General features: G+C 57.7%; 35 protein-coding genes. 17 read left to right on the forward strand and 18 right to left on the reverse strand.

Translation table 11 applies throughout. The features are described from left to right. Positions 1 to 453 precede the first annotated feature (453 nt). Positions 454 to 882: a CBS domain-containing protein gene (locus tag ACZ5PA_RS06345; protein WP_464929502.1), complete on the reverse strand. Its 429-nt coding sequence runs from the start codon at positions 880 to 882 to the stop codon at positions 454 to 456. Positions 883 to 1,021: 139 nt separating this feature from the next. Here ACZ5PA_RS06345 and ACZ5PA_RS06350 point away from each other — a divergent pair, with 139 nt between their 5' ends. Together ACZ5PA_RS06350 and ACZ5PA_RS06355 are read left to right on the forward strand one after the other, a co-directional pair. Beyond that, positions 1,022 to 1,879, forward strand: a complete 858-nt coding sequence (locus tag ACZ5PA_RS06350) for a PhoU domain-containing protein (RefSeq protein ID WP_464929503.1) — start codon at positions 1,022 to 1,024, stop codon at positions 1,877 to 1,879. Positions 1,880 to 2,122: 243 nt separating this feature from the next. Next, on the forward strand, positions 2,123 to 2,647 hold the full coding sequence (locus tag ACZ5PA_RS06355) for a MogA/MoaB family molybdenum cofactor biosynthesis protein (protein WP_464929504.1): 525 nt from the start codon (positions 2,123 to 2,125) through the stop codon (positions 2,645 to 2,647). A gap of 23 nt (positions 2,648 to 2,670) precedes the next feature. On the opposite strand, the gene ACZ5PA_RS06360 is transcribed toward ACZ5PA_RS06355, so the two are convergent. From ACZ5PA_RS06360 to ACZ5PA_RS06370, 3 genes are read right to left on the reverse strand one after another with little or no spacing between them, the layout of a single operon-like run. Next, positions 2,671 to 3,198 (reverse strand): SLOG cluster 4 domain-containing protein, encoded by a 528-nt coding sequence (locus ACZ5PA_RS06360; protein ID WP_464929505.1) that lies wholly within the window; start codon positions 3,196 to 3,198, stop codon positions 2,671 to 2,673. 29 nt (positions 3,199 to 3,227) lie between these two features. Next, complete coding sequence (locus ACZ5PA_RS06365; RefSeq protein ID WP_464929506.1) at positions 3,228 to 3,929, reverse strand: hypothetical protein; 702 nt, start codon at positions 3,927 to 3,929, stop codon at positions 3,228 to 3,230. Positions 3,930 to 3,949: 20 nt separating this feature from the next. Continuing rightward, entirely contained in the window at positions 3,950 to 4,852 is a 903-nt protein-coding gene (locus ACZ5PA_RS06370) for a carbohydrate kinase family protein (protein WP_464929507.1), read from the reverse strand. Between the two features lie 25 nt (positions 4,853 to 4,877). Between ACZ5PA_RS06370 and ACZ5PA_RS06375 the strand changes: the two genes are divergently transcribed. The 4 genes from ACZ5PA_RS06375 to ACZ5PA_RS06390 are packed head-to-tail and all read left to right on the forward strand — an operon-like array spanning position 4,878 to position 8,055. Continuing rightward, the gene (locus ACZ5PA_RS06375; RefSeq protein WP_464929508.1) at positions 4,878 to 5,612 is read left to right on the forward strand and encodes a lysostaphin resistance A-like protein; all 735 of its coding nucleotides are present in this window, start codon (positions 4,878 to 4,880) and stop codon (positions 5,610 to 5,612) included. Positions 5,613 to 5,640: 28 nt separating this feature from the next. Next, the gene (locus ACZ5PA_RS06380) at positions 5,641 to 6,531 is read left to right on the forward strand and encodes an ATP-binding protein (protein ID WP_464929509.1); all 891 of its coding nucleotides are present in this window, start codon (positions 5,641 to 5,643) and stop codon (positions 6,529 to 6,531) included. A gap of 40 nt (positions 6,532 to 6,571) precedes the next feature. Continuing rightward, positions 6,572 to 6,778 carry a hypothetical protein gene (locus ACZ5PA_RS06385; protein WP_464929510.1) on the forward strand — a complete coding sequence of 69 codons (207 nt, stop codon included), beginning with the start codon at positions 6,572 to 6,574 and terminating at the stop codon, positions 6,776 to 6,778. Positions 6,779 to 6,810: 32 nt separating this feature from the next. Beyond that, a complete protein-coding gene (locus tag ACZ5PA_RS06390; protein WP_464929511.1) occupies positions 6,811 to 8,055 on the forward strand; it encodes a DUF2201 family putative metallopeptidase in 1,245 nt (414 codons plus the stop codon). Here ACZ5PA_RS06390 and ACZ5PA_RS06395 read toward each other — a convergent pair. Further along, positions 8,036 to 8,779 carry a phospholipase D-like domain-containing protein gene (locus ACZ5PA_RS06395; RefSeq protein ID WP_464929512.1) on the reverse strand — a complete coding sequence of 248 codons (744 nt, stop codon included), beginning with the start codon at positions 8,777 to 8,779 and terminating at the stop codon, positions 8,036 to 8,038. The genes ACZ5PA_RS06390 and ACZ5PA_RS06395 overlap by 20 nt on opposite strands. Positions 8,780 to 8,845: 66 nt before the next feature. Here ACZ5PA_RS06395 and ACZ5PA_RS06400 point away from each other — a divergent pair, with 66 nt between their 5' ends. Together ACZ5PA_RS06400 and ACZ5PA_RS06405 are read left to right on the forward strand one after the other, a co-directional pair. Next, a complete protein-coding gene (locus tag ACZ5PA_RS06400) occupies positions 8,846 to 9,040 on the forward strand; it encodes a hypothetical protein (protein ID WP_464929513.1) in 195 nt (64 codons plus the stop codon). Between the two features lie 44 nt (positions 9,041 to 9,084). Further along, entirely contained in the window at positions 9,085 to 9,798 is a 714-nt protein-coding gene (locus tag ACZ5PA_RS06405; RefSeq protein ID WP_464929514.1) for a 30S ribosomal protein S4e, read from the forward strand. On the opposite strand, the gene ACZ5PA_RS06410 is transcribed toward ACZ5PA_RS06405, so the two are convergent. Together ACZ5PA_RS06410 and ACZ5PA_RS06415 are read right to left on the reverse strand one after the other, a co-directional pair. After that, a complete protein-coding gene (locus ACZ5PA_RS06410) occupies positions 9,792 to 10,208 on the reverse strand; it encodes a hypothetical protein (protein WP_464929515.1) in 417 nt (138 codons plus the stop codon). The genes ACZ5PA_RS06405 and ACZ5PA_RS06410 overlap by 7 nt on opposite strands. A 47-nt stretch (positions 10,209 to 10,255) precedes the next feature. After that, positions 10,256 to 11,410 (reverse strand): cystathionine gamma-synthase family protein, encoded by a 1,155-nt coding sequence (locus ACZ5PA_RS06415; RefSeq protein WP_464929516.1) that lies wholly within the window; start codon positions 11,408 to 11,410, stop codon positions 10,256 to 10,258. 48 nt (positions 11,411 to 11,458) lie between these two features. Between ACZ5PA_RS06415 and ACZ5PA_RS06420 the strand changes: the two genes are divergently transcribed. Then, on the forward strand, positions 11,459 to 12,226 hold the full coding sequence (locus tag ACZ5PA_RS06420) for a carbohydrate kinase family protein (RefSeq protein WP_464929517.1): 768 nt from the start codon (positions 11,459 to 11,461) through the stop codon (positions 12,224 to 12,226). On the opposite strand, the gene ACZ5PA_RS06425 is transcribed toward ACZ5PA_RS06420, so the two are convergent. After that, complete coding sequence (locus ACZ5PA_RS06425; RefSeq protein WP_464929518.1) at positions 12,223 to 13,092, reverse strand: CBS domain-containing protein; 870 nt, start codon at positions 13,090 to 13,092, stop codon at positions 12,223 to 12,225. The two genes, ACZ5PA_RS06420 and ACZ5PA_RS06425, sit on opposite strands and share 4 nt — an antisense overlap. Before the next feature lie 219 nt (positions 13,093 to 13,311). On the opposite strand from ACZ5PA_RS06425, the gene ACZ5PA_RS06430 reads away from it, so the two are divergent. The 3 genes from ACZ5PA_RS06430 to ACZ5PA_RS06440 are packed head-to-tail and all read left to right on the forward strand — an operon-like array spanning position 13,312 to position 16,017. Beyond that, positions 13,312 to 14,229 carry a D-2-hydroxyacid dehydrogenase gene (locus tag ACZ5PA_RS06430; protein ID WP_464929519.1) on the forward strand — a complete coding sequence of 306 codons (918 nt, stop codon included), beginning with the start codon at positions 13,312 to 13,314 and terminating at the stop codon, positions 14,227 to 14,229. Beyond that, positions 14,226 to 15,245, forward strand: coding sequence for a pyridoxal-phosphate-dependent aminotransferase family protein (locus ACZ5PA_RS06435; RefSeq protein WP_464929520.1), 1,020 nt, complete (start codon positions 14,226 to 14,228; stop codon positions 15,243 to 15,245). The genes ACZ5PA_RS06430 and ACZ5PA_RS06435 overlap by 4 nt, the downstream gene beginning before the upstream one ends. Continuing rightward, positions 15,229 to 16,017, forward strand: coding sequence for an ARMT1-like domain-containing protein (locus tag ACZ5PA_RS06440; protein ID WP_464929521.1), 789 nt, complete (start codon positions 15,229 to 15,231; stop codon positions 16,015 to 16,017). The genes ACZ5PA_RS06435 and ACZ5PA_RS06440 overlap by 17 nt, the downstream gene beginning before the upstream one ends. Here ACZ5PA_RS06440 and ACZ5PA_RS06445 read toward each other — a convergent pair. The 6 genes from ACZ5PA_RS06445 to ACZ5PA_RS06470 are packed head-to-tail and all read right to left on the reverse strand — an operon-like array spanning position 16,003 to position 19,905. Further along, entirely contained in the window at positions 16,003 to 16,419 is a 417-nt protein-coding gene (locus ACZ5PA_RS06445; protein ID WP_464929522.1) for a hypothetical protein, read from the reverse strand. The genes ACZ5PA_RS06440 and ACZ5PA_RS06445 overlap by 15 nt on opposite strands. A 35-nt stretch (positions 16,420 to 16,454) precedes the next feature. Then, positions 16,455 to 17,744 (reverse strand): CCA tRNA nucleotidyltransferase, encoded by a 1,290-nt coding sequence (gene cca / locus ACZ5PA_RS06450; RefSeq protein WP_464929523.1) that lies wholly within the window; start codon positions 17,742 to 17,744, stop codon positions 16,455 to 16,457. Positions 17,745 to 17,760: 16 nt separating this feature from the next. After that, positions 17,761 to 18,321: an RNA 2',3'-cyclic phosphodiesterase gene (thpR, locus tag ACZ5PA_RS06455; protein WP_464929524.1), complete on the reverse strand. Its 561-nt coding sequence runs from the start codon at positions 18,319 to 18,321 to the stop codon at positions 17,761 to 17,763. 28 nt (positions 18,322 to 18,349) lie between these two features. After that, positions 18,350 to 18,805, reverse strand: a complete 456-nt coding sequence (locus tag ACZ5PA_RS06460; protein WP_464929525.1) for a helix-turn-helix transcriptional regulator — start codon at positions 18,803 to 18,805, stop codon at positions 18,350 to 18,352. Between the two features lie 51 nt (positions 18,806 to 18,856). Further along, positions 18,857 to 19,759 (reverse strand): TFIIB-type zinc ribbon-containing protein, encoded by a 903-nt coding sequence (locus ACZ5PA_RS06465; protein WP_464929526.1) that lies wholly within the window; start codon positions 19,757 to 19,759, stop codon positions 18,857 to 18,859. Beyond that, complete coding sequence (locus tag ACZ5PA_RS06470) at positions 19,756 to 19,905, reverse strand: H/ACA ribonucleoprotein complex subunit GAR1/NAF1 (protein ID WP_464929527.1); 150 nt, start codon at positions 19,903 to 19,905, stop codon at positions 19,756 to 19,758. The genes ACZ5PA_RS06465 and ACZ5PA_RS06470 overlap by 4 nt, the downstream gene beginning before the upstream one ends. Positions 19,906 to 20,113: 208 nt before the next feature. Here ACZ5PA_RS06470 and ACZ5PA_RS06475 point away from each other — a divergent pair, with 208 nt between their 5' ends. The 3 genes from ACZ5PA_RS06475 to ACZ5PA_RS06485 are packed head-to-tail and all read left to right on the forward strand — an operon-like array spanning position 20,114 to position 21,566. Further along, positions 20,114 to 20,506, forward strand: coding sequence for a 30S ribosomal protein S8e (locus ACZ5PA_RS06475; protein WP_464929528.1), 393 nt, complete (start codon positions 20,114 to 20,116; stop codon positions 20,504 to 20,506). A 23-nt stretch (positions 20,507 to 20,529) separates the two neighbouring features. Then, positions 20,530 to 20,817, forward strand: coding sequence for a signal recognition particle subunit SRP19/SEC65 family protein (locus tag ACZ5PA_RS06480; protein ID WP_464929529.1), 288 nt, complete (start codon positions 20,530 to 20,532; stop codon positions 20,815 to 20,817). Further along, a complete protein-coding gene (locus tag ACZ5PA_RS06485; protein WP_464929530.1) occupies positions 20,817 to 21,566 on the forward strand; it encodes an ATP/GTP-binding protein in 750 nt (249 codons plus the stop codon). Before ACZ5PA_RS06480 ends, ACZ5PA_RS06485 begins: the two co-directional genes overlap by 1 nt. Here the strand turns inward: ACZ5PA_RS06485 and ACZ5PA_RS06490 are convergent. Further along, entirely contained in the window at positions 21,563 to 21,859 is a 297-nt protein-coding gene (locus ACZ5PA_RS06490; RefSeq protein WP_464929531.1) for a 50S ribosomal protein L21e, read from the reverse strand. The genes ACZ5PA_RS06485 and ACZ5PA_RS06490 overlap by 4 nt on opposite strands. 82 nt (positions 21,860 to 21,941) lie before the next feature. Here ACZ5PA_RS06490 and ACZ5PA_RS06495 point away from each other — a divergent pair, with 82 nt between their 5' ends. Together ACZ5PA_RS06495 and ACZ5PA_RS06500 are read left to right on the forward strand one after the other, a co-directional pair. Next, positions 21,942 to 22,274 carry an RNA polymerase Rpb4 family protein gene (locus ACZ5PA_RS06495; protein WP_464929532.1) on the forward strand — a complete coding sequence of 111 codons (333 nt, stop codon included), beginning with the start codon at positions 21,942 to 21,944 and terminating at the stop codon, positions 22,272 to 22,274. After that, positions 22,271 to 22,855 (forward strand): DUF655 domain-containing protein, encoded by a 585-nt coding sequence (locus tag ACZ5PA_RS06500; protein WP_464929533.1) that lies wholly within the window; start codon positions 22,271 to 22,273, stop codon positions 22,853 to 22,855. The genes ACZ5PA_RS06495 and ACZ5PA_RS06500 overlap by 4 nt, the downstream gene beginning before the upstream one ends. A 16-nt stretch (positions 22,856 to 22,871) precedes the next feature. Here the strand turns inward: ACZ5PA_RS06500 and ACZ5PA_RS06505 are convergent, their stop codons facing one another. Genes ACZ5PA_RS06505 through ACZ5PA_RS06515 form a run of 3 tightly spaced genes read right to left on the reverse strand, consistent with a single transcriptional unit; the run spans position 22,872 to position 24,752 of the window. Then, positions 22,872 to 23,270 (reverse strand): translation initiation factor IF-5A, encoded by a 399-nt coding sequence (locus ACZ5PA_RS06505; protein WP_464929534.1) that lies wholly within the window; start codon positions 23,268 to 23,270, stop codon positions 22,872 to 22,874. Further along, positions 23,267 to 24,031 (reverse strand): helix-turn-helix domain-containing protein, encoded by a 765-nt coding sequence (locus ACZ5PA_RS06510; protein ID WP_464929535.1) that lies wholly within the window; start codon positions 24,029 to 24,031, stop codon positions 23,267 to 23,269. Before ACZ5PA_RS06510 ends, ACZ5PA_RS06505 begins: the two co-directional genes overlap by 4 nt. Then, positions 24,018 to 24,752 carry a HesA/MoeB/ThiF family protein gene (locus ACZ5PA_RS06515; RefSeq protein ID WP_464929536.1) on the reverse strand — a complete coding sequence of 245 codons (735 nt, stop codon included), beginning with the start codon at positions 24,750 to 24,752 and terminating at the stop codon, positions 24,018 to 24,020. Before ACZ5PA_RS06515 ends, ACZ5PA_RS06510 begins: the two co-directional genes overlap by 14 nt. Positions 24,753 to 24,839: the final 87 nt, after the last annotated feature.

Below are 24,839 nucleotides of genomic sequence, written 5' to 3' on the forward strand. Positions count from 1 at the left end.
CCAAACCCTTCTACCCTAGCGGCGGATCTCGAAAAGGATCGAGGGAGAGGTCCAGGATAGCTGAAAGGTATCTACCTCGTTCGAGTATGAGAATCTCAAGAAGAGGACTGAAAGAGTCGAATCAACTTTCTAACACGCTACACGCCAAAGCCCTCTCCTTGTCAACATATATTGAGAAACGTTGCATCTGAGCTCCGCTGTCCTCTTCGCCACTGAGAAGACGTCTTATAGGCACTAGACTCCCTCAGACGTGGCGGGCTTACTGCCTCGAATCCCCTTCTGCAAACAACGAGAGATATAATAGACAGCTCAAGCCGCCGTCGCGAGGGGGCGTGAAATGCGAGGGGCGCTTGCTCGCCAGACGGGGCCACGCCCGGCGAGGACTGCCCCTAAGGCGAGGCCGTTGGCCGATCGAGATGTGGGGCAAACAAGCCGCGGCCCGCTCCGTGGCGCTCAAGCGCTCATCCCCGGCTCAAAGGTCCACTCCTCGTACCCGGCGATCGCCTTCAGCGCGTTGTCCTCGTACACGATATCCTTTATCGACAAAACGCCATATAGTCTGCCCTCCTTAGTCACCACGAGGTGGCGAATGTTGTGTTGTCTCATTAGGTTAGCCGCCTTGCTCAACGGCTCCTCCGCCTCGACCGTGATGACGGTCTTAGTGGCTATGTCCCATACAGGCCTCGACAAGTCCACGCCCTCAGCGACCGCCCTCACTAAATCCCTCTCGGAGACTACGCCGACTACTTTAGCGGGATCTCGGCTATCAACTATAACCAAGAGCCCTATGTTCTTCTCCCTCAAGAGCTTCGCGGCATCTTTTATAGATATGTCTGGAGTAGCCTTTACTACATCCGTAGATGCGAATTGGGCGACCGACACATCCTTCCTTCAATACTTCTTTTTATGCATTATTTTAACTATGGTAAATGAGCTTTTCTAACACCCGACGACCTCGTTTACGATAAGGCCTCCGTCGGCGCATTAGTTATAGCAAAATTTATCTAGCTTAAACAAAGTTATGGAGACTAGGCGCGTGTTTAAGATAAGGGAATCGTACGCCGTCTTTCTACCCAAGCAGTGGTGTGAGAGGAACTCCGTGGGGGAGAGGAGCGAGGTCAACGTGATGTGGGAGGAGGACGTGGTGGTCGTCAAGCCGTCCAGGCCCAAGGCCTTCTCCGCCAAGATCTCCTCCCCCGACCTGGACGTCGTGGTGAAGCTGCTCATGGCCGCGTTAGTGTCGGGATACGACGAGGTAAGGCTCGAGGTGAGGGGCATGGACCTCCAGTTCCGACACAAGATAACATCCGCGGCGAGAGGGCTCTACATGTTGCCGCTAGAGGAGGGCTCTGACTACGTCGTCTTGAAGGTCGAGGACGTGAAGTTCGACAAGGAGAAGCTCATAGCCAGGATGACCTCGACGTTGGCCTTCATGATCGACCACCTCATAACAGCCCCTAAGGCCGACGCCGCGTTGCTCGAGAGCGTAGACGACGAGGTGGACAGATACAGGCACATGATCGAGAGGTTGTGCCACAAGTACCCGACGAGCGCGTGCGTGAGCCACGTCCAGCTGGCCAGATATGTGGAGAGAGCGGCCGACCATATAGTGGAGCTCGCCAAGCTGGAGCCTCCCAGGGAGCTCGCCGAGATTTTAAGAGAGGCCGTGGCCGAGTTCATCAAGACGGCTTCCGCCAAAGACGTGAGGGATATCTTCGCCTTCATAGACGCGATTAATAAGATGAGGTTCCATATAAGGCAAACGGCAAAGGACGAGATAGCCATGTTGCACGCAGACAGAGTAGTGGACTATTTGGCCAATGCCGCCGAGGTTTATATCGACATGCTCGTGCAAAAGTCCGCGACGATAGAGCTGTGACGCCCCGGCGGCTGTTGCCGACTATGTTGGCCCAACCCGCGTCACGGAGGACATCGGTATAGGACGCCCTCCTCACCGTCGGCCCGGGTCATCTCCTCACCGAGTCCTCAGCTCTTTTATGTTTTTAAAAAGAGGTCCTTGAGATCTCGGTGATGTCGCTTTGTGGTCCCCTCGGCGATTAGTGAGCAAGGGTAGGGGGTGCTGACCTCGCAACGCCTTTATAATGAAGACGTTACGACGCCCATGAGGCCGCACGAAGAGCACAGAGCTAAGGGCCCCAAGGAGTTGTCGTTTTGGGTGGTCACAGTCAGCACGTCGCGATATGAGGCGATGGCCTCCGGGAAGCCCTACGTCGACGAGTCGGGGGATAAGGCCGTCGAGTTGATATCGAGAGCCGGCCATAGAGTTGTCGGCAGGTCGTTGGTCAAGGACGATATAGTGATGATTAGAGGAGTCTTGCTGGACCTCTTGAGGCGCCCTGACGTCGACGTGATAGTGCTCACAGGCGGCACGGGGATCGCCAAGACCGACGTGACGGTGGAGGCCGTGAGGCCCCTTTTGGATAAGGAGTTGGAGGGATTCGGCGATATTTTCAGGCTACGGAGCTATCAAGAAGTGGGCACCGCCGCCATAATGTCCAGGGCGCTGGCTGGCGTCTCTAACGGCAAGCTCGTGGTGGTCCTCCCGGGCTCCCCCAACGCCGTGGAGGTAGGCCTCGGCATAGTGTTGCCGGAGGCCTCCCATATAGTATACTTAGCGAGGCTGTGAGCGCATGGCATTACCCCAAGCGATTAGCCCACCTCGGCGATCTTCCCGCCTAGCTTAGACCTACAGATCGCCTTGGCCATCTCTCGGGGGTCCTCGTGGTAAGCAATAATGCTTGTTTTCCTCTCGTCTATGTAGTCGGGGAACGCCCGCTTCAGGTTATCGGAGGCCAGGCCCGTGTTCGTCAAGACGTGGACAGGCTTCCCCATGGCGTAGCCCATCAAGATCTCTATCATGGTGCCCGCGGCTCCCCCAAAGGCCGCGACTACGTCGGCGGAGCGCACAAGCATGACGCTACGGCATCGGTACTCGCAACCGGTCCTTATCCCGACGGCTCCCTCGGGCAACTCCACGTCCTCCCTCTCTATCGGGAGGAGCGCCACGACGAGGAGGCCTCTGCGCACGGCCTCGTCGACTACGTGCCTCATGAGCCCCCAATACCCTCCCACGAGGACGACCGGCTTGGCGCACTCCACGAGCTCGTCGAAGAATTCCCGGATCTTAGGCGCTAGTTGTTCAGACTCAGCGCTGTGCGCCGCCACGGCTAGCTTCACGGAAGAGGTTATACGGGCCTATTAAAGGTTTAGGAGAAGAGGAGCTTGTATAGGGCCAGGCACTCCTTGGCGTTGAGCCCCTCACAAGCCTTGCCGGGGCGGCAGAACTCGGCTAGGTTGTTCAAGAACTTAACGGCGTCCTCCACGCGCTTAAAGAAAGCCGAGGCGAACACGGCCCCGCTGTACGTCCTCTTGATTACAGTAGCGCCGAGGTCCTCCAATATCCTCGGCACCGCCATTACGACCGGACATCCGCCCCTAAGCGAGATGCCCAAGTCGACTCCTCCTTCGCATATATACAAATCGACGTCCTTAGTGGAGCCCACCATATATGCGTATATACAAGCGCCTCTGAGATCTGCGTCGAGCACCTTGGGCTCTACGAACTTGTAAACTGCATCGATCAGCTCGGGGGCCTTCCTGGAGACGCACTCGAAAGCGGCTAACGCCCCTCCATAACCCTTCAACGTGAACAAGGCGTTGCCGTACCTCAAGCTGACAGAGCCTCCGCGCAAGCTGATGTGTGTCAGCCTCTGCCCCTCGATGCTACAGTAGGGGGCGCTCAAGCTCGTCGCGCGCCACGCAGCCGCCCACGAGGCGATGAGCCCCGCCAATACTACGGCCGAGATCGCGTGTAGGCCCTTGGCCCAAGCGAAGGCGGCGGCCGCGAGGAACAATAGGAAGCCGCCTCGTTCCAGGAAAAACCTATAGAAGCCGAAGTACAGCTTCACACAATATACCTGGTTCCGATTTATATATCCCTTGCCGCGAGCAACCTCTCGACCTCCTCCCTCGTAGGCGAGGATCTGGCCCCCCTTCTCGTGGTCTTCAAGGCGCCGGCCGCGTTGGCGAACCTCAACGCATACCTCACATCGCGTCCCTCCGTGATCGCCACGAGGAAGGCCGCGTCGAAGGCATCGCCTGCGCCCGTGGTGTCGACGGCGTTTACCTTAAAGCCGGGCTCCTCCAACACATCCCCATCGCTAAGATATGCCGTCGCTCCCTTGGCGCCTCTTTTGACCACGATGGCCCTCACGCCGAGCTTAAAGGCCGCCGATGCGTCGCCGCCCAGGAGGTTGCGGAACTCCGATTCGTTGAGGAATAAGTAGTCCGTTTCCCTCAATAAGCCCTCTAGGTACGACAGCCCTCTGCGCGACCATATCCTCCCGGGATCCACGCTCACCATTAGGCCCAACTTCTTGGCGCGTCTGGCGGCCTCCACGGCCGTCTCGAGCTTATACATAGTGATATGTAAAACGTCGAAACTCATCAACGCATCTTCGGTCACCTCCCACGGCTCCACCGCCTCCGAGGCCCCTACGTATTCGAGAACCCTCACCTCGCCGCTAGGGTACACGAGCAAGAAGGACGTGCCGGTCTGTTGCCCCACGACGACTTTAACCCTCCCGATTTCGACCCCCTCCTTCAGCAACTCCTCCAACAACAAACGCCCGAAGCTGTCGAAACCGACAGACGTTATTATAGCCGCGTTGGCGCCGAGCCTTCTGGCTGCCACGGCGAAGTTAGACGCCGAGCCTCCCCCTCCGTATCTGAGCTCTGCCACCAAGACGGCCTCCTCCTCTTCGTCGGGCCTTTTCGAGAGGTATAACTGTATGTCCATGAGGAGGTGTCCTAGAGCTAAGAACGATGGCATATATTTACGCGACTTCGCGGTATTTATGCAGACAGAGACGGCCGGTATGGGCGGAGAACGAGGAGATGTCGGGCCGAGCCTCGCCGATATCCGCGTCCATCAACGCTGGTCTTGTGCCCAGCTCCGCCATGGCCTACGCGTTTCGGAGATCGGCAAGACGCGCGGGCTCGGCTCCACGGCGCGGCCGCTTTATGTCGCGTTGACGTACATAGCGCTCTTGGCGGTCTACGACGTGGTGTCGCCCTTAATCCCCGTCTGGGCATCGGTTTACGCTCTGGCCGCCCTCGAGACGGCGTTCTTCGCGTCGTTTAAGCTGGTCAAGCTCAAGTACTCCGCAAAGGCGTTCTACAACGCCTTTCTCTTGTTCTTGTTGTGGCTTATGGGCGTCATGTTAATATCGCCGTTTTTAGGCTCTACGGAATCGGCCGAGACGCTGAGGAGCTTAGCCGCCGGCGGCTATCTGCCGTTGCTCGTGGTCGTCTACGTGTTGGAGGAGCCCGTGGTCTCGGAGGCGGTGTTCAGAGGGATATTGTTCCAGAGCCTAGCGCCCAAGGGGAAGGCCTTGGCCTACGCAGTTTCCTCCCTCGCGTACGCGTTGCTCATGACGGCGCCTATGGCGCCGCTCGACCTCTTGGCGACTTTCCTCTTGAGCTTGATATTCGCATACGCCTACGAGAAGGGCGGCTTCACGTCGGCCTTGTTGCTCCACGGCATTTACTCGGCGCTCTACGCCGCCTTGCTTGTGCTCTACGTTGCGTAACGATTTATATACACAATGCCGATAAGGCGTGGTCAGAATTACTCAAATACTCAGTTTGCCCCCGGAGACTCTGAACAAGACGCTCCTTCTCGGCGGGCCCGGCATAGGAAAGACCGAGATCACTGAGCAGTACGCGAGGGAGTTGGCCAAGAAGGAAGGGAGGGTGTTCGTAGACCTAGATCTGATAGACGAGGAGACTGCCCACAAGCTCGTGAAGGATTGCGAGGGCTATTTCGTCTACATAAGAATCGCGGCCCCCCACATATTCCCCGAGGATGTCTCCATCCCTAAGCCCTTGGCGTCCGGGGACGTCATAGACTTCTTGACGCCAGTGAGGCTCAAGATATTGTCCAAGTGCAGAGGCCTTTTCTTCATTGACGAAATGACCAATGTCAAGAGGGCCGACCAGAGAGTCTTCTTCTACAGTTTAGTCCAAGAGGGGAAGGCCGGCTGGAGCTGGAGGCTTTCGCCCGACGTCATAATAGTGCTCGCGGGCAACCCGCCCTCCATGAGCGCAGACGCCGAGCCTTTGCCGGCCCCGCTCCTCAACAGGTTGACCGTCTTAAACGTGGAGCCGCCTACTGTGGACGAGTGGTGCGCCTACATGGATAGAAAATTCGGCAACGCGTGGGAGAGAGCCGTCTGCGAATTCCTAAAGGAGGGCCCCTCCTTCTTGTTCGAGCCGCCGAAGGAGCCCGAGGGGCTCGAGGCCTATCCTACGCCTAGATCTTGGACCAGGCTAGCCGTCCAGCTCCATATCCTGGGCGGGGCCAAGGCCGACGAGGATCTCATAGCGGAGATAACTTACGGCAACGTGGGGAGGTCGGCGGGCTCTAAATTCCTCAATTTCTATCTATCCAAGGTCCCCAAGGAATTTTTTCGAAAAACCTCTAGAGTGGTGGAGGAAATTCGACCTTGAACAGAAGTTGATAGCTGCCTCGCTCTATGCAAAGGCATTAGTGGATAAATACCTCTCGGGCAACTTGATAGACCTGGGCCTCCTCGAGTACTTGGCTGAGGACGAGAGGGAGTTCTACGCCTATATACTCTCCAGCGCCGTGAGGACGCTCAAGGAGCGAGTGGGCATGAACCGAGAGGTCCTAGAGGATTTCGCTAGCAAGTTGCCTTTAAAGGTGAGGAGGGCGGCGGTCAACCTCTGGAGATAGGGGAGGATTTAATTATCCGATATCTAATACACGTGGATACAGGGCGCGTGTTGGACGAGTTCCAGAAGATCAAGGAGTATTTGATGTTGAGAGATCCGACTTACTACTTCCTCGTGATGTCCTTCCCCATAGGCTATTCTAGTGAGGTGCCGAGGAACGCATACGCCGTGTTTAACGGCAATATGATACTAGTAGGCGACCGCTTCTTCGACAAGACGCTCACTGTGGAGAACAGAGCCGCCATACTCATGCACGAAGTGCTCCACGCCTATTTGGGCCACCTGGAGCGCGCCAAGGACCTCATGCGGATGGGCAAGGCCGAGGAAGTTATGGCGTTTAACGTGGCGGCCGACGTCGTGATAAACGAAAAACTGGAGGCGGGCGGTTTCGAGGTGCCGTGGGATATGTTAAGGGCGAGCCACGTGGGAATCTCCAGAGCCGCCGCGTTGAAGATGTCGGCCGAGGAGCTAGCGGCTAGGCTGTCGGGGCTTTCGAGGAGGCAACTCCTGCGCCTTTACAAGCAGTCCTCCAAGATAGCCGAGGGCGAGAGGCAGATATCCAACTACGTGCCCATAAATCAAGGCTCTGAGGAGGTGAGGAGGGCGAACGGTCCCGGCGAGCTCAAGAAGGTGCTCGAGAGAAAATTAAGGAGGGCGAGGTCCCTCAAAGAGCCCGGCACGTCGCCTTATGGGCAGATGAGGTTCGTGCCCGATATAGAGAAGCCGTCGATAGACTGGAGGAGGGTCTTGAGGGAAGAGCTCGAGGAGGCCGTGGAGAGCTTGAGAGACATACGCAAGAGGTGGTCCAGGACTTCGCGGAAGTCCGAGTGGTACCCCTCGAAGATAGGGCTCGGCCCCAACGCCGTCGAGATATATGTGCTCCTCGATACCTCCGCCTCCATAGACGACGAGAAGCTAAGGAGGTTCGCCTCGGAGGTCTATGGCATGTTGAAGGCCGGGGCGTCGAGGGTGGTGGTCGTCCCTTGGGATGCCAGGGCCTATGAGCCTATAGAGCTGAGGAGGCCCACCGACGTGGAGAAGATAAAGAGAGGGCTAAGGGGCGGCGGCGGCACTATACCGGACGAGGCCATAAAGTTCGTGTTGATGAGGGCCCGTAAGCGGTCGATAGTCGTCGTGCTCAGCGATTTCGAGCTGGCCGAGACCGGCGAGACGAGGAAGCTCTTCTCGGAGCTCGCTTCTAGACACAAGGTGATATTAGTATCGGCGGGCAGAAGCTCCGTCGACTACCCCGGTACTTTCATAAAGATCTCCGACTGAGCTCCGCCGAGAGCTCAGCCCAGAGCTCTTCGAAACAGCGCGCCGCCACGACGGGATCCACCTCGACTAAGACCTCCACGTTCTTGGAGACGCCGCTATCGGTGAGGTTGGCCGAGGAGACCCAAGCCCTCCCATCGACGATATATATCTTGGCGTGGACGAAGGCCAGTTGTGTGGGCACGACAAGGGCCTTGAGGTTCCTCCTGACGATCTCGCGGGCGACGGCCAGCGATTTGCTCATCCTCTCGAGCTCCGCCTCGGCGGCGAGTAGCTGCGGCTCTATCTTGCGTAGGGCCTTGACCCTGTATAGAGCCAAGGCGACTCCCAACGCCGCGAGGCCTACCCCAGCTGCGATGAGGACGTAGGCGTAGCCGGGCTCGAGGCCTAGGACATAAGCGATGAGGGCGACGGCCGAGAACAAGAGCAACGGATCCCTAACGGCCGCTATTCGGGCCGATCTGCGGCGCCCCCTCCAGTAGGCCGCTCTCAGCGCGGCTTCCTGAAGCTCCTCCTCGCCGTAGATATCCGCGGCGCGGCCCAGCTCTTTGCCCTCGTTGTCGGGGAGGTCCGAGGTTATGACCCGGACGTCCACGCCGGCGAGCGCTTTCTCGATCAAGATCTTGGCGTAGGACGAGCCGATCCAAGGCGAGGAGACCCAGATGCGCCGCGCGGCCGAGCTCATAGCAGCCACCACTATCTTGCCGACGCCTCTGCCCACCTCCACGATAGATACGAACTCGCTAAAAGTAATGCGAGCTAAAGTATTAAATAGCATCGGGATGGCCCCTCCATGGCCTCGAGGGGCGTGTTGGTGTACGCGCTAAGCGCCGCGGCTATCTTGATAGGGCTCCTTATTTTGCTCAACGACTTAAGCTTTTGGAGCACGCTCTCCAGCGATGCGTTGATGCGCGATATAGCGCTAGCCGCGCTGGGTTTCGCGATAGGGGTGGCGGCCCCTCTTCTTTACCGAAAGTTCTCGAGTTGAGGGTCTGTGGGATAAACCTTAAATAGGCCTCCGCGAAAGCGGCCATGCCGCATCTTCGACGCAGCGTATCGCCGGCTTGGTGGCCGATACCGAGGAAGATAGGCGGAGTCTGGACGGTGAGGCCCTCGACGGGGCCGCATAGCCTTCGCCGCTCGATGCCGCTAGCGATATTTATTAGAGACGTCTTGCGTTACGCCAAGACCCTTAAGGAGGCCCGGTATATAGTAGCCAGAGGCTACATCAAAGTGGACGGCAGAGTCCGAAGGGATTACAAATACCCCATAGGCGTGATGGACATCGTTGAGATAGTCCCCACGGGCGAGGTGTTCAGGCTAGTGCCGGATCGAACCAGCTACATAAAGCCGGTGCAGATACCCAGCGACGAGGCCGACCTTAAGCTATTAAGAGTCGAGGGCAAGAACTATGTCGCGGGCGGCCGGATCCAGCTCCATTTCCACGACGGGAGGAACCTCATAGTGCCTGCCGACGTAGGCCTTAAGTACAAGACGTTCGACTCCGTCGTATATTCCCTTTCGGCCAAATCTATAAGGCAACACATACCGTTTAAGCTCGGCGTTTTGTCCGTTGTCTTCGACGGAAGTAACGTCGGCTTCCTCGGCAACGTGGTCGAGATAAACTGGGTCCTCAAGAGGAGGTTGTCGACGGTGGCCTTAAAAAACGACGGAGAGGTTAGGAGGACTATATTGGACTACGTAATGCCCATAGGCGAGGCCTCGCCCGTATTGAGGGTTCAATAGGGCTCCTTCCCTGCTTGTTCCACCTTCTTGCCGGCAAGCGCTTGTTCGGTCTTCCAGAACAACTCCCCGAACTCCTCTAAGGCGGCCGAGAATTGGCCTAGGCTGACTCCTATGGGCTCGAAGACTCTCACCGAGTCGCCTTCAACTATCCAGCCCTCTGCGAAACCTCCAGCCGACCAATCGTAGCGCGCAAGGACGACGTACCTCTTCTCGCCCTTCGGGGTTTTCAGGAATATGTACACGGCGGCCACGCCGTATTTGGTGAAGAGCTCGGCGACTATGTCTCTGTACCTCTCGCCGGGCCTCGGCGCTGGTATCCTCTGCATGTACTCGATGTTCTCGTCCCGGAGGTCCCTCCTCAGCTCGTCTAACAGCTCAGTAACCGGCAAGCCCGTCCTTACGACCCTCATACAGGTTAGCTACTTCGGCAATTAAAACAATGATGCCCCGACAACAGCTATATCGAGGAGAGGGCCCTATCCAAGTCCTCTATGATGTCGTCAACGTCCTCGAGCCCCACGGACAGCCTTATTAAGTCCTCGGTTATCCCGAGCTCTTCCCTATCCTCGGGAGGTATGGGCGATGCTGCGCTCATTATGGGATACGTGGCTATGGTCTCTGTGCCTCCTAGGCTGGGGCTCGGCGTGATGACCTTGAAGGATGAGAGCACGCGCTCGACCTCCGCTCTGCCTCCCTTTATCCTAAACGAGAGGACCCCTCCGTAGAGCTCGCCTCCGAAGAGCTTCTTGGCTATTTCGTGGTCTCTGTGAGTCGGGAGGCCTGGGTACAATACCTCCTTCACCTTGCCGTGCTCGGCTAAGAACTCGGCGACGGCCTTAGCGTTTCTGCTCTGCGTCTCGAAACGCGGGAACAAGGTCTTAACGCCCCTCAAGCAGAGGAACGCCTCGAAGGGCTGCATTATGCCGCCTAGCATCGCCCTGTAGGTCCAGAGCTCCGCATCCACGCCTCTGGACACCACTACGCCCCCCACGACGTCGTTATGGCCTGCTATGTACTTGGTGGCGGAGTGCACTACATAATCTGCGCCGAGGGTCAACGGGTTCACCAAGACAGGGGTCGCGAACGTGTTGTCAACGGCCGTTATGGCCCCCACGTCCTTGGCGGCCTTAATCACCTCTGGGAGGTCCAACACCTTCAACGTGGGGTTCGTCATGGTCTCGAGGAATACCACCTTGGGCTTAACCGACTTTATAGCCTCCACTACCGATTCCGTGTCCGGATACGCCTTGACCACCCGCACGTTGAACTTGTCCTCTAGAGCCGAGAACAGCTTGAGGGTAGCCCCATAGGCCTCCTTCGTCGTGAGGAGGACGTCGCCGGCGTTCAGCAGATATATAGAAAGGGTAGATATCGAGGCCATGCCGCTGTTGAAGGCCAGCGCGTCGCCTCCCGATTCGAGGGACGCCATGATCTTCTCGAACGCCCTCACCGTAGGGTTCTCCTCCCTTGCGTACTTCAAGTCCACGCCCCTATCGCTCTTCCTGGCCTCTCCTATCTGTTCAAAGATCGCGGTGAGGTATACAGGGGGCAACGGCGAGCCGAACTGGTCGCTCCAGCCGTGGCCCCTGATGGCAGCCGTCTTGCGGCGCATGTGGACACAAACGCTCGTTAAAATATATTAATCGAGCGGCTTGCGTCCGTGAGGGCGTTCGTCGTCGGCAACCCGACGTTGGACTACGTGATAACCAAGGATGGAGTCTCGACGAGGATCGGGGGTCCTCCCTACTACATGGGCTTGGCCTTTAGGGGACTCGGCCTTGAGGTCGTAGCGATCGGCGTGGTCGGGCCGGACGAGAGGGAGTTTGTGGAGCAGGAGCTCAGGAAAATAGGCGTGGAACCCCAGCTGATCGTCGGCGATGCCACGGCCGTCTTCGAGCTGGATTACAGAGTTAAGCCGCGTAGGAGCAGTAATATCAGAAGGCCGTCCCGCAAGATCTCTGGGCTAGTGGAGGGACCTCTAGTCGTGTTGAACCCCGTCTTCGACGAGATAGGCCAAGTGGAGTTCTACGCCGACGTGTCCGCGGTGGATCTCCAAGGCTTTGTGAGGTCCGGAGGGGAGGCGCCCGCGGCGGACATAGTCCACTTCTCCGACGACGACTTGGCGATAGACCCGCGTGATTTGGCCAAGTACAACGACAAGTGGAGGATAGCTTTGTACACCACAGGTAGCGGAGGCGCCTATATGGCCTTCGAGAGGCGTCTCTACTATGCGCCCAGCGCGGGGCTCGACGTCGACGACGTCACCGGGAGTGGCGACGTGTTCTTGGCCGTCTTCTCGGCGTATGTGTTGAGGAACGGAGACCCTGAGGAGGCCCTCTGCGAGGCCTCGCAGTATACGGCCGGATATCTGCGCCTTAAGAGGATCGAAAAGTTGGAATACGACTGCGAGGTGAGGAAGTTAGACTAGGCTTGCGCTATCGCGATGGTCTCCAACGAGGCTATTCTGCTCAGCACATCGGTCCGCGTCACTATCCCGACGAGCTTGCCGTCGTCGTCGACGACCAGCAGACGACCTATGTTGTTGGACAACATGGCGTTGATCACGTCGTGGATGTCGTCTGATGCGTTAATCACCGGCGGGTTCGTCACCATGACGTCTTTCACCTTGAGGTTACCGGCGCACTTGGCCAAGGCCTCGATCACCATAGACGACATCAACAAGCCTATAGGCCTTCCTTGATCGTCGACGACGGGTATACCCCTATAGCGCCTCTTGGATATGAGGTCTATGTATTTTTCGAGCGGGTCGTCGGGTTTAGCAGTCACGGGCCTCTTGGTCATTATCTCGCTGACGGGCACGTGGGGCACTGAGACGACGGAATCCACCTCTATCAAGGACTCTATATCGGCCTTGATCAGTCTGCCCACTATGACTATCCCGTTGGGCAATGGACCCACCCTAATCTCCTTGTGTAGATAGGGCGACAGATCGCCTAAAACTCTTAGAGAGGCCAAGGGCTTCTCAGTGAGGAGCCCTATAAGGGATATGTCGAGCGCGTACCCCACTGCTGTGTTGTTGTGGTAGATAGGCACCGAGAGCGTCTGTTTGTTTATTATATCGTAGGCCTTGCTGGTGGGCACGTACCCGCCGTGGGGGCCAGCCTTGCTCAACACGAGCCCCATGGACTTGAGGACCGACATTATGTTCCTTATATAGCCCTCGTGTACTCTCAAGGCCTCTGCTATCTCCTTAGACTTGACGGGCACGCCCTCCTTTGAGTATATATCGACGAGGGTCTTCAATACATTGTATATAGAGTCCGACATACCCATTATGTGCTGAGTTAAACGCGTTAAAATATTTAACCTCATATCGCCGCGCGGCGAACGCGTCGATTTGGGCCATGAAGCCGCCTCAGAAGTCGGTCTCGTCGTCATCGTCGGAAGACCGTATCGTCATCATCGTTCAATTGAATTTTATGTCCTCAAGCTTAAAAGCGATTTGCACAATAGACCAGCGCATATTTAAAAACTCCGTGTACGGGGGGCCCAATGCGGGTCCTCGTGGCAGATCAGACCAGTGAGAGGTTGATCGAAAAACTCAGAGGCGGTGGGCTCGAGGTGGACTACAGGCCCGGCATTTCCAGGGAGGAGCTCCTCAAGGCCATCGAGGGGTACGAGGTTTTGGTGGTCAGGAGCAGGACTAAGGTAGACAAGGAGCTCATCGATAGGGGGGTTAGGCTCAAGATCGTGGCCAGATACGGCGTAGGCCTCGACAACATAGCGGTCGAGTACGCCATAAAACGAGGCATCGCGGTTATCAACGCGCCCAACGCTCCCACTAGGAGCGCCGCCGAGCTCACCATAGGCCTAATGATCGCGCTCGCGAGGCGTATACCTATATTGGATAAGGAGGTGAAGGCGGGCGGATGGCCCAAGGGGAAGTACATAGGCAGAGAGCTCTACGGCAAAACCCTCGGCGTGGTCGGCTTCGGGCGGATAGGGAGGACCGTGGCGCAATACGCGGCGGCTCTCGGCATGAGGATCTTGGCGAGCGACGTCATAGACGTATCGGCCGAGGCCGCGAAGATAGGCGCCTTGCAAGTGCCCCTCGAAAGGCTGTTGGCCGAGAGCGACGTGGTGAGCCTCCACGTGCCCCTGATGCCTAGCACGTACCGGCTAATTAACGACGATAGGCTGTCCTTGATGAAGGACGGCTCTATGTTGATAAACACCAGCAGGGGCGAAGTCGTCGACATAGACGCCTTGGCGAAGCACATAGATAGGCTATGGGGGGTCGCGCTCGACGTATTGCCCGAGGAGCCCCCCAAGAGCGAGAAGTTGTTAAAGCTCATATCGCACGAAAAGGTCGTAGTGACGCCGCACGTGGGCTCCGAGACCTACGAGGCTTATGAAAAACTGGCAGAGGAGCTCGCGCTGAACATCCTAGAGGCCGTGAAGAGGGTATGAAGTACTTGACTCCAGGCCCCATACAGCTACCCGATTTCGTCCTCAAAGCAGCGTATAGACAACCCGCTTTCCATAGATCGGAGGAGTTTAAACAAACTCTTAAATCGGTCTTGGACAAGATGTCGAGAGTATACGGCGGGATTCCCGTCATAATGCCGGGCACCGGCACGTTGGCCGTCGACACGATGGTCTACAACTACGTGAACCCGGGCGAGAGGGTCCTCGCAATAATCTTCGGCGAATTCGGGAGGAGGTTCGCCGCATCTCTGAGAAGCAGAGGAGCCGAGGTGATCGAGTGGGAGGTCGAGGCCCCGCCCGCACCCGACGAGGTCGACGATAAGTTGAGGAGGGCGGGCCCCGTCGTCGCCGTGGCCCTCGTGCACAACGAGACCAGCATGGGCATAGCCTACAAGGACCTGGCCAAGATAATCGACGTAGTGAAGTCCCACGGCGCGTTGTTGCTCGTGGACAGCGTGTCGGGAATGCCGGCGGAGCCCCTCCCTCCCGGAATCGACGTGGTGGCCACGGCGTCCCACAAGGCCTTCATGGCGCCGCCGGGCGCTTCAATACTCTTCCTCAACGCGGAGCCGAGGGCCAAGGCCGGGGTCCCGCCCGCCATGGACTTAAGAGGGTACGTCAAGGTCCCCTCGACCCTCGACACGCCGTATACTCCGCCAATACCGGTCGTCTACAGCTTAGAGGCGTCGTTGGAGTACATCTTGGGCCTTGGGCTCGAGCGATACGCTGAGCTCCACAAGGAGCGCATGGACGTGCTCTACGGCGGCGTTAAGCTCCGGCCCGTGCCCAAGCCCCAGCACAGGAGCAACACAGTCGCTGCGTTCTACTGTAACGACGTCAAGCTAGCGTTGAAGGCCCTACGCGATGCCGGCTACGTGGCGAGCGCCGGGATGGGACACCTCAAGGACAAAGTCATCAGGATAGGAGTCATGGGCGACGTGACCAAGGACGACTTGGTCAAAGTAGCAGAGGTCTTGAACAATGTGGCTCGAGAATGAGTGCAAGCTTTGTTTAATCCACTCGAGGACGTCCGATTTAGTCAAGCTGGGCGGAGCGCCGCAACTCCCCAAGCTCTTGGCCTATCTATCCAGGGCTGTTGAGAAGAGTAGCAGAAGCGAGGCCTTCGCCGAGAGTTTCAAGTTCGTTGCGTCGTTGTTGGAGTCCAAGGACCCATACGGCGATTATAAGAAACAACTAGCCGAAATAGGGAGGCAAGTCGCCGCGGTCGTCGAGAGGAAGCTCGAGGAAGTCGGCTGGGATTTAAGGACCGCGTTGCGCATAGCGGCGGCCGCCAACATTATAGACTCAAGCGTCTTGGGCTATAGGCCCAGGAAGCTGGAGTTGGCGATATGGGACGAGCCCGCCATAGAGGAGCGCGTAGAGCTCCCCGATACCCTTTATTACGTGATAGACAACGAGGGCGAGGCCCAGATAGACTACGTGGTGATGGAGGCTCTGAGGAGAAACGGCATTAAGCCCGTGCCGGTGGCCCGATCCGAGCCGTACGAGATCGACGTGGTGGCGGATCCAGCCAAGGGCTTTTTGGCGACGCCGGGCAACATCTCGCCCATTCGGTGGTTGGGCGACGGGTTTATATTAGCCAAGGGCATAGCCAACGCCGAGGCCTACCTAGAGTGGGGCGTCGGGAGGCCTGCCTTGCTTTTGTTCAGAGCGAAATGCGACGTGTTGGCGAGGAGGCTGGGCGTAGAGAAGAACGCGTCGATTATAATCAAAGGGGACTCCTTGAGGAGGATGCTACAACACTATTAGCTTCACCGGAACTCCTTGTTTGAACTGCACGGCTATCGGCGCCTCGTTCAAGCCGCCCTCGGACACGACGGCGTTTACTACCTCCCTCACTTTCTTCAACACAGACAGTAGGTCCAACATGTGGGCGTAGGACTCGTTGTAAATCTCGTACTTGGTCAACGGGCTGGGGTCTATATACACGCCCAAGCCCGTGATCTCCAGAGGCGCGGACTGGCCGCCTTCTCCGGGCTTGAACTTCTTGAGCAAGGACTGGAGCTTTGCGTACCTCTCGGCCACGGCCTTCAACTGCTCCACTTCGGAGCCCAGCGCCTTGGTCGACTCCTCTAGTTTGCGTATCTCGTCGTCGAGCTCCGCCATGAAGTCGGCGGCCCGTTTGTAGAACTTGAGGGTGTAAACGTCCATGGGCGCCTCGTTCTGCGGAAATATAAATTAAACTGTCAGCTTATCCAGTAGTTCTTGGCTGAGATGGGCGGGTATACGCCTCTTCTCACCTCGACGGGCGTGAGGCCCAGCTCCTTTAAGGTCTTGTCTAGACATTCCTCGACTTCCCTTATCTTCCTCCTCCTTATCACGTAGACCCTGGACCCCACGACGAACGGCCCAACTACGTCCTCGCCTAAGTACTTCTCGACGAATTTACCCACGGCGTCTTCGAAAACGGGAGGCCCCTCGTGTAGCTCGTACTCGGGAAGCGTAGCGGACTCCACGAGGAAGACCGCGTCGACGTAGGTCCTCTCATCGCTGTACACGCCGAAGCGCAACACCTCGAAGCCGCACTCCTCGAGCTTGACAGCCAACGTCCTGGCGTACCTCTTGTACATGCCCCAGACTACGTCAGGAGGCTTTGCGGGGTAGGAGAACCTCACGACTACCGCCGGCACGGGCAAGGAGGACGCCCCGGTCGTCGGGGCGAAATAGCTCAACGAGGGCCTCTCGAGGAACCTCTTGGCGGCCAAGACGAAAGTAGCCATTGAGGTCAAGGAGACGGCAGCGGCGACGTTCCTCCCGGGGTCGACGGGGTCTACGACGACAAGCGGGCTTTTGAACTTACGAGCCGCTTTGCGGGGATCCGGGTAATGCCCCTCGGGGTCCACCACGGTCCTATAGGGCCTCCATCGAGAGGCCGCCTTCAAGACCTCTAAAAAGCCGCCGTAGTGGACCGCCAATAGCTCCGTTAAATACCCCGAGAACCCCTCGACTTTCACCTCGGCGCCGTAAACGCCGATGGTTCTCATGAACTTCTTCAATAAGCGCACCCCAAGCCTCAGCCTATCGTCGAGCCTCGCCGAGAGGTATCTGTGATGTAATACTGATCTATCCGCCGCGGTGAGGACCTCCTCGCCAGGCCTCAGCTCGAAGCAAGGCACGACGTCCACCTCGACGTCCTCGTAGTGGACCACCAAGTAGGGATGCTCGGCGTATCGGGTCTCCGCGGTTATTCCGTCCCTCGCCATCTCCGCCTTGATCTCGCCCACGAGCTCTTCTAGGAACTCCCTCCGGTACTTCCTGGGCAACACCACGAAGACATCTACGTCCACGCCGTCGGGTAGCCAAGTTCCCCTGGCCGACGAGCCCACGAGCTCCACGGAGCCCTCGACGCCGAGTTTGGCCAATATATCCGTTATATACGACTTGAACTGCGCCGAGATTCTAGCGACCTTCTCCTCGAGCTCCCTGGACGGCGTGACGATCGATGCGGCCTCCCTCAAGACGTCCTCGATCTGCACGGCCGACGTCAGGGCCTTAGGCGAGCTTCTTGACGTAGATATCGCTGTATATGGGACCTCGAGGCGTCAGCGTGGACCTCTTCAGTTTGACCTCGGCCACTTCGACCTCGCCGAAGTAGTCGGAGCGGTGGGCCTCGAGGAAGGCCGTTAGCCTATCGCGGTTTCTGGGCCCCTTGACTCTGGCTATGGTCAAATGCGGCGTGAACTCCTCGTCCTCTTGCGCGAAATCGCGGGCCAACGCCCTCACGTCTTGGGCCAACTTGACGAGCTCCTCCTTGCCCTTCCCCACGCCGATCCATATGACCCTGGGGCTCGAGGGGTTGGGGAACGTGCCGACGCCCTTGAGCTCTACGACGAACCGCTTGTGCGCCAGCCCCTCGAGCCTTCTGGCTATCTCGTCCAAGTTGCGCTTGGGCTGTTCGCCGAGAAATATAAGCGTCAAGTGCAGATTATAGGGCTCCACGAGCTTTAGGTCCGCCCCGATGGCTAACAACTCCCTCTGGAGCGCCTCGATGGCGTCGACTACGTCCTTTGCGGCGACGTCCACGGCAATGAAGGACCTTATCCGCTCGCTCATGCGGGATCTAAACGCGCTTGTTAATAAGCTAGGAGCCCTCCGCCTCCCGCTGTAGTTGCGAAACAGACCACCTGGTCAAGAGCTCGCAGTGGAGGGGGTCCACAAAACCGAACCCGCACCTCTCTATATACGGGCAATACGTGCAAGGGATGGAGAGGAGGGTCTGTAGCTCATCGCTTAGTTTATTCATGTCGAATCCCGGGATCTCCTCGGCCTTCTCTCTGAGCTCCGCCAACACCTTATAGGCTCTTTCCGTCAGCCTAACCACGTAGACGCCGCGCCTCTCCCCGCCTACTCTCTCCTTCTTGATCAAACCGCGTTTCTCGAGCCTGCTTAATATGGGCAAGCCCGTCTTGCTGTCTATTCCTATATACTTCCAGAGGTTCCTCTGCTGGTAGCTGCCACCTAGCCTCTCGAGGCCTTGGAGTATCTGGATCTCTATCTCGGTCAAGGTGTCCTCCGCGTCTTGAGGCGCCTCGCCCACTTAGACCCCTGGGTGGAGTTAATTAAATTTGGCCCTCCTTGGTCCTAAGCCTTAGATGTATAGCTCTATGTAGAGGAGGTCGCTCAACTCGTTGAGGAGGTCCCTTATGGGGGTTTCAGTCGACTCGGCCGCCCTGGCGATGTCTTTCTGCGTCTTCTCCACGCCCAGTATAAAACAGGCGAAGTAAACCGATATGGCTGCGAGCACTTGCGGCTTTCTGCCGTTGCGGATCCGAGGCGATTTGACTATATAGCTCAACAAATGCGCCGCCACTCTCTGCACTTGAGCGGCGAGCTCGCCATCTAGCCCAAGCGCGGAGACTATACGAGGTATATAGATCCTCGGATCCACCTTGGGCATCTTCTCCCCCGCTTGAGCCATATATCGCAAGAACTCCATATAGGCCGACATGAACTCGCCTCTGTCTAGACCTGCCTTCTCAATCAACGAGCGGTAGGTGACTGAGCCTATTCCGTGACGCTTAACTGCGAAGTAGAGCGCGGCGGCGTAGCCCTCCCTTCTGGAGGCCCGGAACCCCATTTCATAAGCCTTCTTGTACAAAAGAATGGCCTCGTCCACTAGGGCCTTGGGTATGCCCAAGATATCCCGCAAGGATTCGTAGAACTCCCTCATATCCACCTCGAGCCTCTCCTCGGTCGACGATATCGGCTTGGCCGCTCTCTTTAGCCTTAAGGCCCTTAGCTTGTCAGATATCTTGACGTTCCCCCTCTCTATATCGCCCAGCTCGGTCCCCGAAGCGCCTACGTGTGCCCTCGACGACTCCGGCTTGCGCCACTCGGGCCCCAAATCCACTATGCCCTCCCTTATGACCGTGCCGCACTCCGTGCACACGACGACGCCCCGCTCGTAATCGACGTGGACCCTATTAACCGCTCCGCACACTGGGCATACTAGGTCTTGATCGGCTATCCCGGCTAGAATGCGCCTAGTCATGACGCCCTTCGTCTCTTTTTTAGATCCGCCTCGTTTATGTACAAGGCTTGGCCTATGATCGAGTTGTCCACGGAGATCGGCTTTACCAAACCGTATGGGTTGTTCACATTTCCTATGACGTCGTAGAGCACGCCGACCTTTCTCATAGTGTACGTATAGACGGGCATGTATAACGGGGGAATTTGAGAAAGTTTTATGACAAGATTCTTCATCTTAGTATAGTGAAGAGCATAGCCAATACGCTTAAGCATATACAGCGTTGGCTACCCGTTATTAAAGATTGGCCCTGTTCTTCGATATTCCGCGGGTCTTACGGCGGCTCAAAATTTTTAACCGCTCCGCAACCGCGACGTCGTGAAGTCGGCCTCGTTCTACCAAGGCAACGACTTGAGGAAGCCGACCGGCGGAGTGAAGGGCAGAGTGGCTAAGGTCAAGCGCAAGGCCCTCTGCGGCGGCCCTCCCAGAGTTCCGACTCTAGGCCCCCAGAGGGTCGAGGTGGAGAGAGTCACTGGCGGCAACGTGAAGGTCAGGCTTAGATCGGCGCAGTACGCCAACGTGTACATCCCCAAGGAGAAGAAGACCGTCAAGGCCAAGATCATCTCGGTCGTCTCGACGCCCTCGAACCCCGACTTCGCCAAGAAGGGCCAAATAGTCAAGGGCGCCGTGATACAGACCGAGATCGGCAGAGCCGTCGTCACGTCGCGCCCGAGCCAACACGGCGTCGTGAACGCCGTATTGATAAGTTAATATAAACCGCCGTTGCCTCCTCCGTGAAGAAGAGGGGAGGGAGGATACTCTGGCTGGTCTATCTGGACTCGACTATACCTAGATCCAAAGGCAGAATACTGCCGCGCAAGTTGGCTGTGCCCAAGCCCACCATAGAGGAGGTGGCGAGGGCGTTGGAGAGGCTCGGGATAAAGTACGATGTCTACAAGGAGAAGAGATACCCGGCTCTCTGGTTCGACGAAAGGGCCGCGGGGTATTTCGTCGTCTACGCCGAGGACGTGAAGGAGATCGCTAGAAAAGTCGCCGAGGAGATCGCCAAGTCCAGGGGCTGATGTTGGTCGTCTTCTTCATCGGCACTGCGGGCAGCGGCAAATCCACGTTGGTCTCAGCGCTGTACAACTGGATGGACGAGCAGGGATACGACGTGGCCGTCGTGAACTTGGACCCCGCCGCTGAGTATTTGCCCTACACTCCCGACGTGGACGTGAGGGAGAGAGTAAACGCGCGCAAGATCATGAGGCAGTTCAAGCTGGGGCCCAACGCCTCGATCATCGCCTCTGTGGATATGGCAGTAGCCGAGGCCGACAGGATCAAGGAGGAGATAAACGCCGTGGGCGCCCCCATCGTTCTCGTCGATACGCCGGGGCAAATGGAGCTCTTCGCCTTTAGGGAGAGCGGATCTTATTTAGTCAAGAGGCTCTCGGACACGCACAACGTAGTGGTGTACGTCGGCGATGCAACGTATATGCAGAGCCCCGAGGGTTTCGCCACTACCGCCTTGCTCGCGCTGTCCAGCAGGATCAAGTTCAAGTTGCCGCAGATAGTCGCCGTAAATAAAACAGACCTCCTCAGCGACGAGCAGATAGAGAGGATCTCCACATGGGCGTCAGACGCGGAGGTCCTCGTCGATTTGTTGGAGGGGGAACCGCTCGGGAGGGAGTTGTTGAGGGCGGCGCTGAGCTTGGGAGGGATAGGGGACTTGGTCTTCGTGTCGGCCCTCGCGGGGACCGGCCTCGACAAGTTGTACTACGCCATACAGCTCCACTACACGGGAGGGGAGGACCAACAAATGCCGCCTTAGCCCCTGAACGGAACCAAGTGCTCCGGCGGCACGACCAGCTTCTTGGTTTTAGAGCCCACCTCCACGAGGACCACGTAGGCGTCGCCTTGCCTCCCGGCGACTACGCCCACCTTTCCTTGATATCTGCGGTGGGGGGCCGACTTCACATAAGTCGGATCTATATCTATGACCACCTTGTCCCCTTCCTTGTATTCATACATCAGCCGCGAAAGCCCGCCCATCCCCCTCTCGCGCGGCTTCTTGGACAACAACTTTCTACTCTTATATCTGTATCCATGAGTCCTCTTGGGCATGGCCGCTTGGACAGGGCCTTATTTAAAATTTGTCGGCTCCAAGCGATTTGGGAAATTTAAAACCCCCGCGTAGCGCATCAACGTGAGCGTCAAAAGGATCAAGCGGTCGGAGGACGTGACGAATGCAAAGGCCTTAGAGATACTCAAGAAGTTCGCGCAGAGCTTCGAACTCAACGAAATGCAGAGGAAGACCATAGATTTCCTGGAGAAGTCCGTGACGTTGAGCGCCGAGGAGGCCGAGGCCAAGGTGAACGAGTTGATGTCCAAGTTCGGGTTCACTCGCATAACGTCGATACAGCTGGTGAACGTGATGCCCGAGAGCATCGACGAGCTGAAGGCCCTACTCCAGATGTTAGAACGTCGCGAGTTCTCCGACGAGGAGATCAAGGAGATGTTGAAGGTGCTTAGGTCATGAAACGCAGAGAGGAGTACGGATATGTCATAGACGTGATACCGCCCGAGCTGGCGGCGTATAAGCTCCCCGCGAGGATCCGTAGGGAGTTCTCCAGGGACTCAACATACGCCCACGTCTTGGGCGAGGAGCGTTTCACCCTCCTCGAGGTCACGCTCAAGCCAGGGGCGAGGGTCGAAATAGGGGAGAGGGTCTATATAGGGCCGGGCCAAAGGGATAAGGTGGACAAAATAGTCCGCAGGATAAGGTACGAGGACCTCCAGCCTCCGGCCCGGGAGGCGTTGGTCCAGATCGTCCGACAGATTGTCTCCTCACAAGAGCAGAAGTTCGTCGACTGGTTCAACAAGGCAGGCCCCCTCACAATCAAGATGCACTCCCTCGAGCTGTTGCAAGGCATCGGAAAGAAGAAAGTACAAGAGATCCTCGCCGAGAGGAGGGCGAGGCCCTTTTCGAGCTTCGACGATATAAAGAAAAGAGTGGGGATAGATCCGGCTGAGCTCATCGTTAACAGGATCTTGGCCGAGCTCCAGGGGAAAGACCCCTATTATATATTCACGGCCCCGCCGCCGGCGGAGGCCAGCTGATCTACTTAAAGCTGATCTACTTAACCCTCGTGATCTTATACCGGTCGAGGATCTGCCAAACCTCGACCTCGGCGCCGGGCGCCAGCTTGCCCTTGGCCTCCTCCTCGACGTACTTCATGGGGATTTCGATGGTCTTATAGTCGCGCATGTCCATGAGCTGGATCGTGTCGCCCGACATCGATAGCACTTGCGCCGTGAACTTCTCTATTATGGGCACCTCTACTTGGGTGTCCACGGGGACGCTCAAAGTCCTCTTGACGTTGTCGAAGAGCCCAACGGCGACGACTCTGGCCTTAGCGGAGCCGTGTTTGCCCGTCTTGGACTTCTCGATCTCAACAACTCGGCAAGGCTCTCCGTCTATTACTATGTAGGATCCCTCCTTGAGCTCGCCTACCTCTACATACTTGGTGCTCATAGACGCTGTGGAAAGTCAGGTTTAATAATGTTCCCCCTCTCCGCTCCGGGCTGAGGCGTCCGTTTTTTCAACACCACTAGCTCGAGCCTCTTGCCGTCGCACCTCTGGAGGAGCAACGTCCCCTTGACCTCGTACTTCTCGACGAGTTCCGCCAGCTCTTTCTCATCCCCCACGGTCTTTATCTTGAACTTGCCGTAATCCAGATCCACCATGCCGCAAGCTAGGCATGTGCCCAACGCTTTATCCACGGCGTTTGATGCACATATATATCTCGCCTTGCTGACGACATCGCCGAGCTTGTTCATATCGTCCAGGAGGGGGTTGAAGACTATCGCGACCAGCTTAGCGCGGGGGATCTCGCCCTTGAAGGGGCTCAGAGCCTTCACGTACGCCTCCAGCTTCCTGGGGTCGACCGACTCCGTGTACAACACCACATCCGCGTTGGACAACACCTTGACTGCCTCGGGCGTGAGGTCGCCGCTCGCGTCGATGAGGTACAGCCCCTCCAGCTCCGGCGCGGGGTAGAGCTTATCCAACACGACGCGGTGTAGGAGCCTCCTGCCCTTGGCGGGGTCCATGATACTGGCTATGTAGCCCAACTCGCGGAGCTTGACCAACGCCGAGCGCAACGCCCTAGTGGAGAGCCCTGTTCCTCTTTTTATGTCGTCGAAGGTCAGCCAAGTCCTCGAATTGTAGAGGGCCTCGAACGCCATGTAGTAGAGCACTAATCGCTGCGAGGGCGTCAGCCTAACGTCTGACATAGCCACAGACTGGGCACCTCTCGTCCCGCTCCAGCTTAATCTCGTCGAAGGCCATATGCTTTAAGTCCACCACTAAGAGCTTCCCGGCCAGCGAAGGCGCGTCGACGACCGTCTTGACCACCTCCAGCGCCATTATCGAGGCGACCACCCCCACGACGGGGCCCAAGACGGGGCATATTCCTTGGGCGCAAGAGGGGGGCGACTTCAGCCTCCCGAAGAGCTCCTCGAGGCACGGCGTAACGCCGGGTATTATCGTCGTCACGTGGCCGTACCACTCCTGCACGGCGCCGTGGACCAGCGGCTTCAGCGCCTTGACTGCCGCCCTGTTGACCACGTGTCTCGTGGCCCAGTTGTCCAAGGCGTCCACCAACACGTCGGCCTTCTCGGCCAACTCGCCGGCGAGGGATGGGCTTATCTCCTCCGCTATGGGCTCCACCTCCACCTCTGGGTTCACGTCGCGCAACCGCCTCGCAGCCGCCTCGACTTTGTACATGCCCACGTCGGAGGTCGAATAGAGCACTTGTCTGTGTAGATCCGAGAGAGCCACCTTGTCGGAGTCGACTAGGTATAGTTTCTTGAAGCCCCCGGCGGCCAGGTAGTAGGCCACATGTGTGCCGAGGCCTCCGACGCCGAAGATGGCCGCGGAGGCTGCCCTCACCCTCCTCTGCCCCTCCTCGCCTATAACGGCTACTTGTCTGCTGTATCTGTCGAACAACTTCACGACGTAATAGGCCATTCGGTATATAAGAGCTATGGCGCCGGGTACGAGGAGGGGTGAAAACACGCCCTAGGCGGGCGCGCTACGAGG

Source organism: Thermoproteus thermophilus (assembly GCF_055392855.1).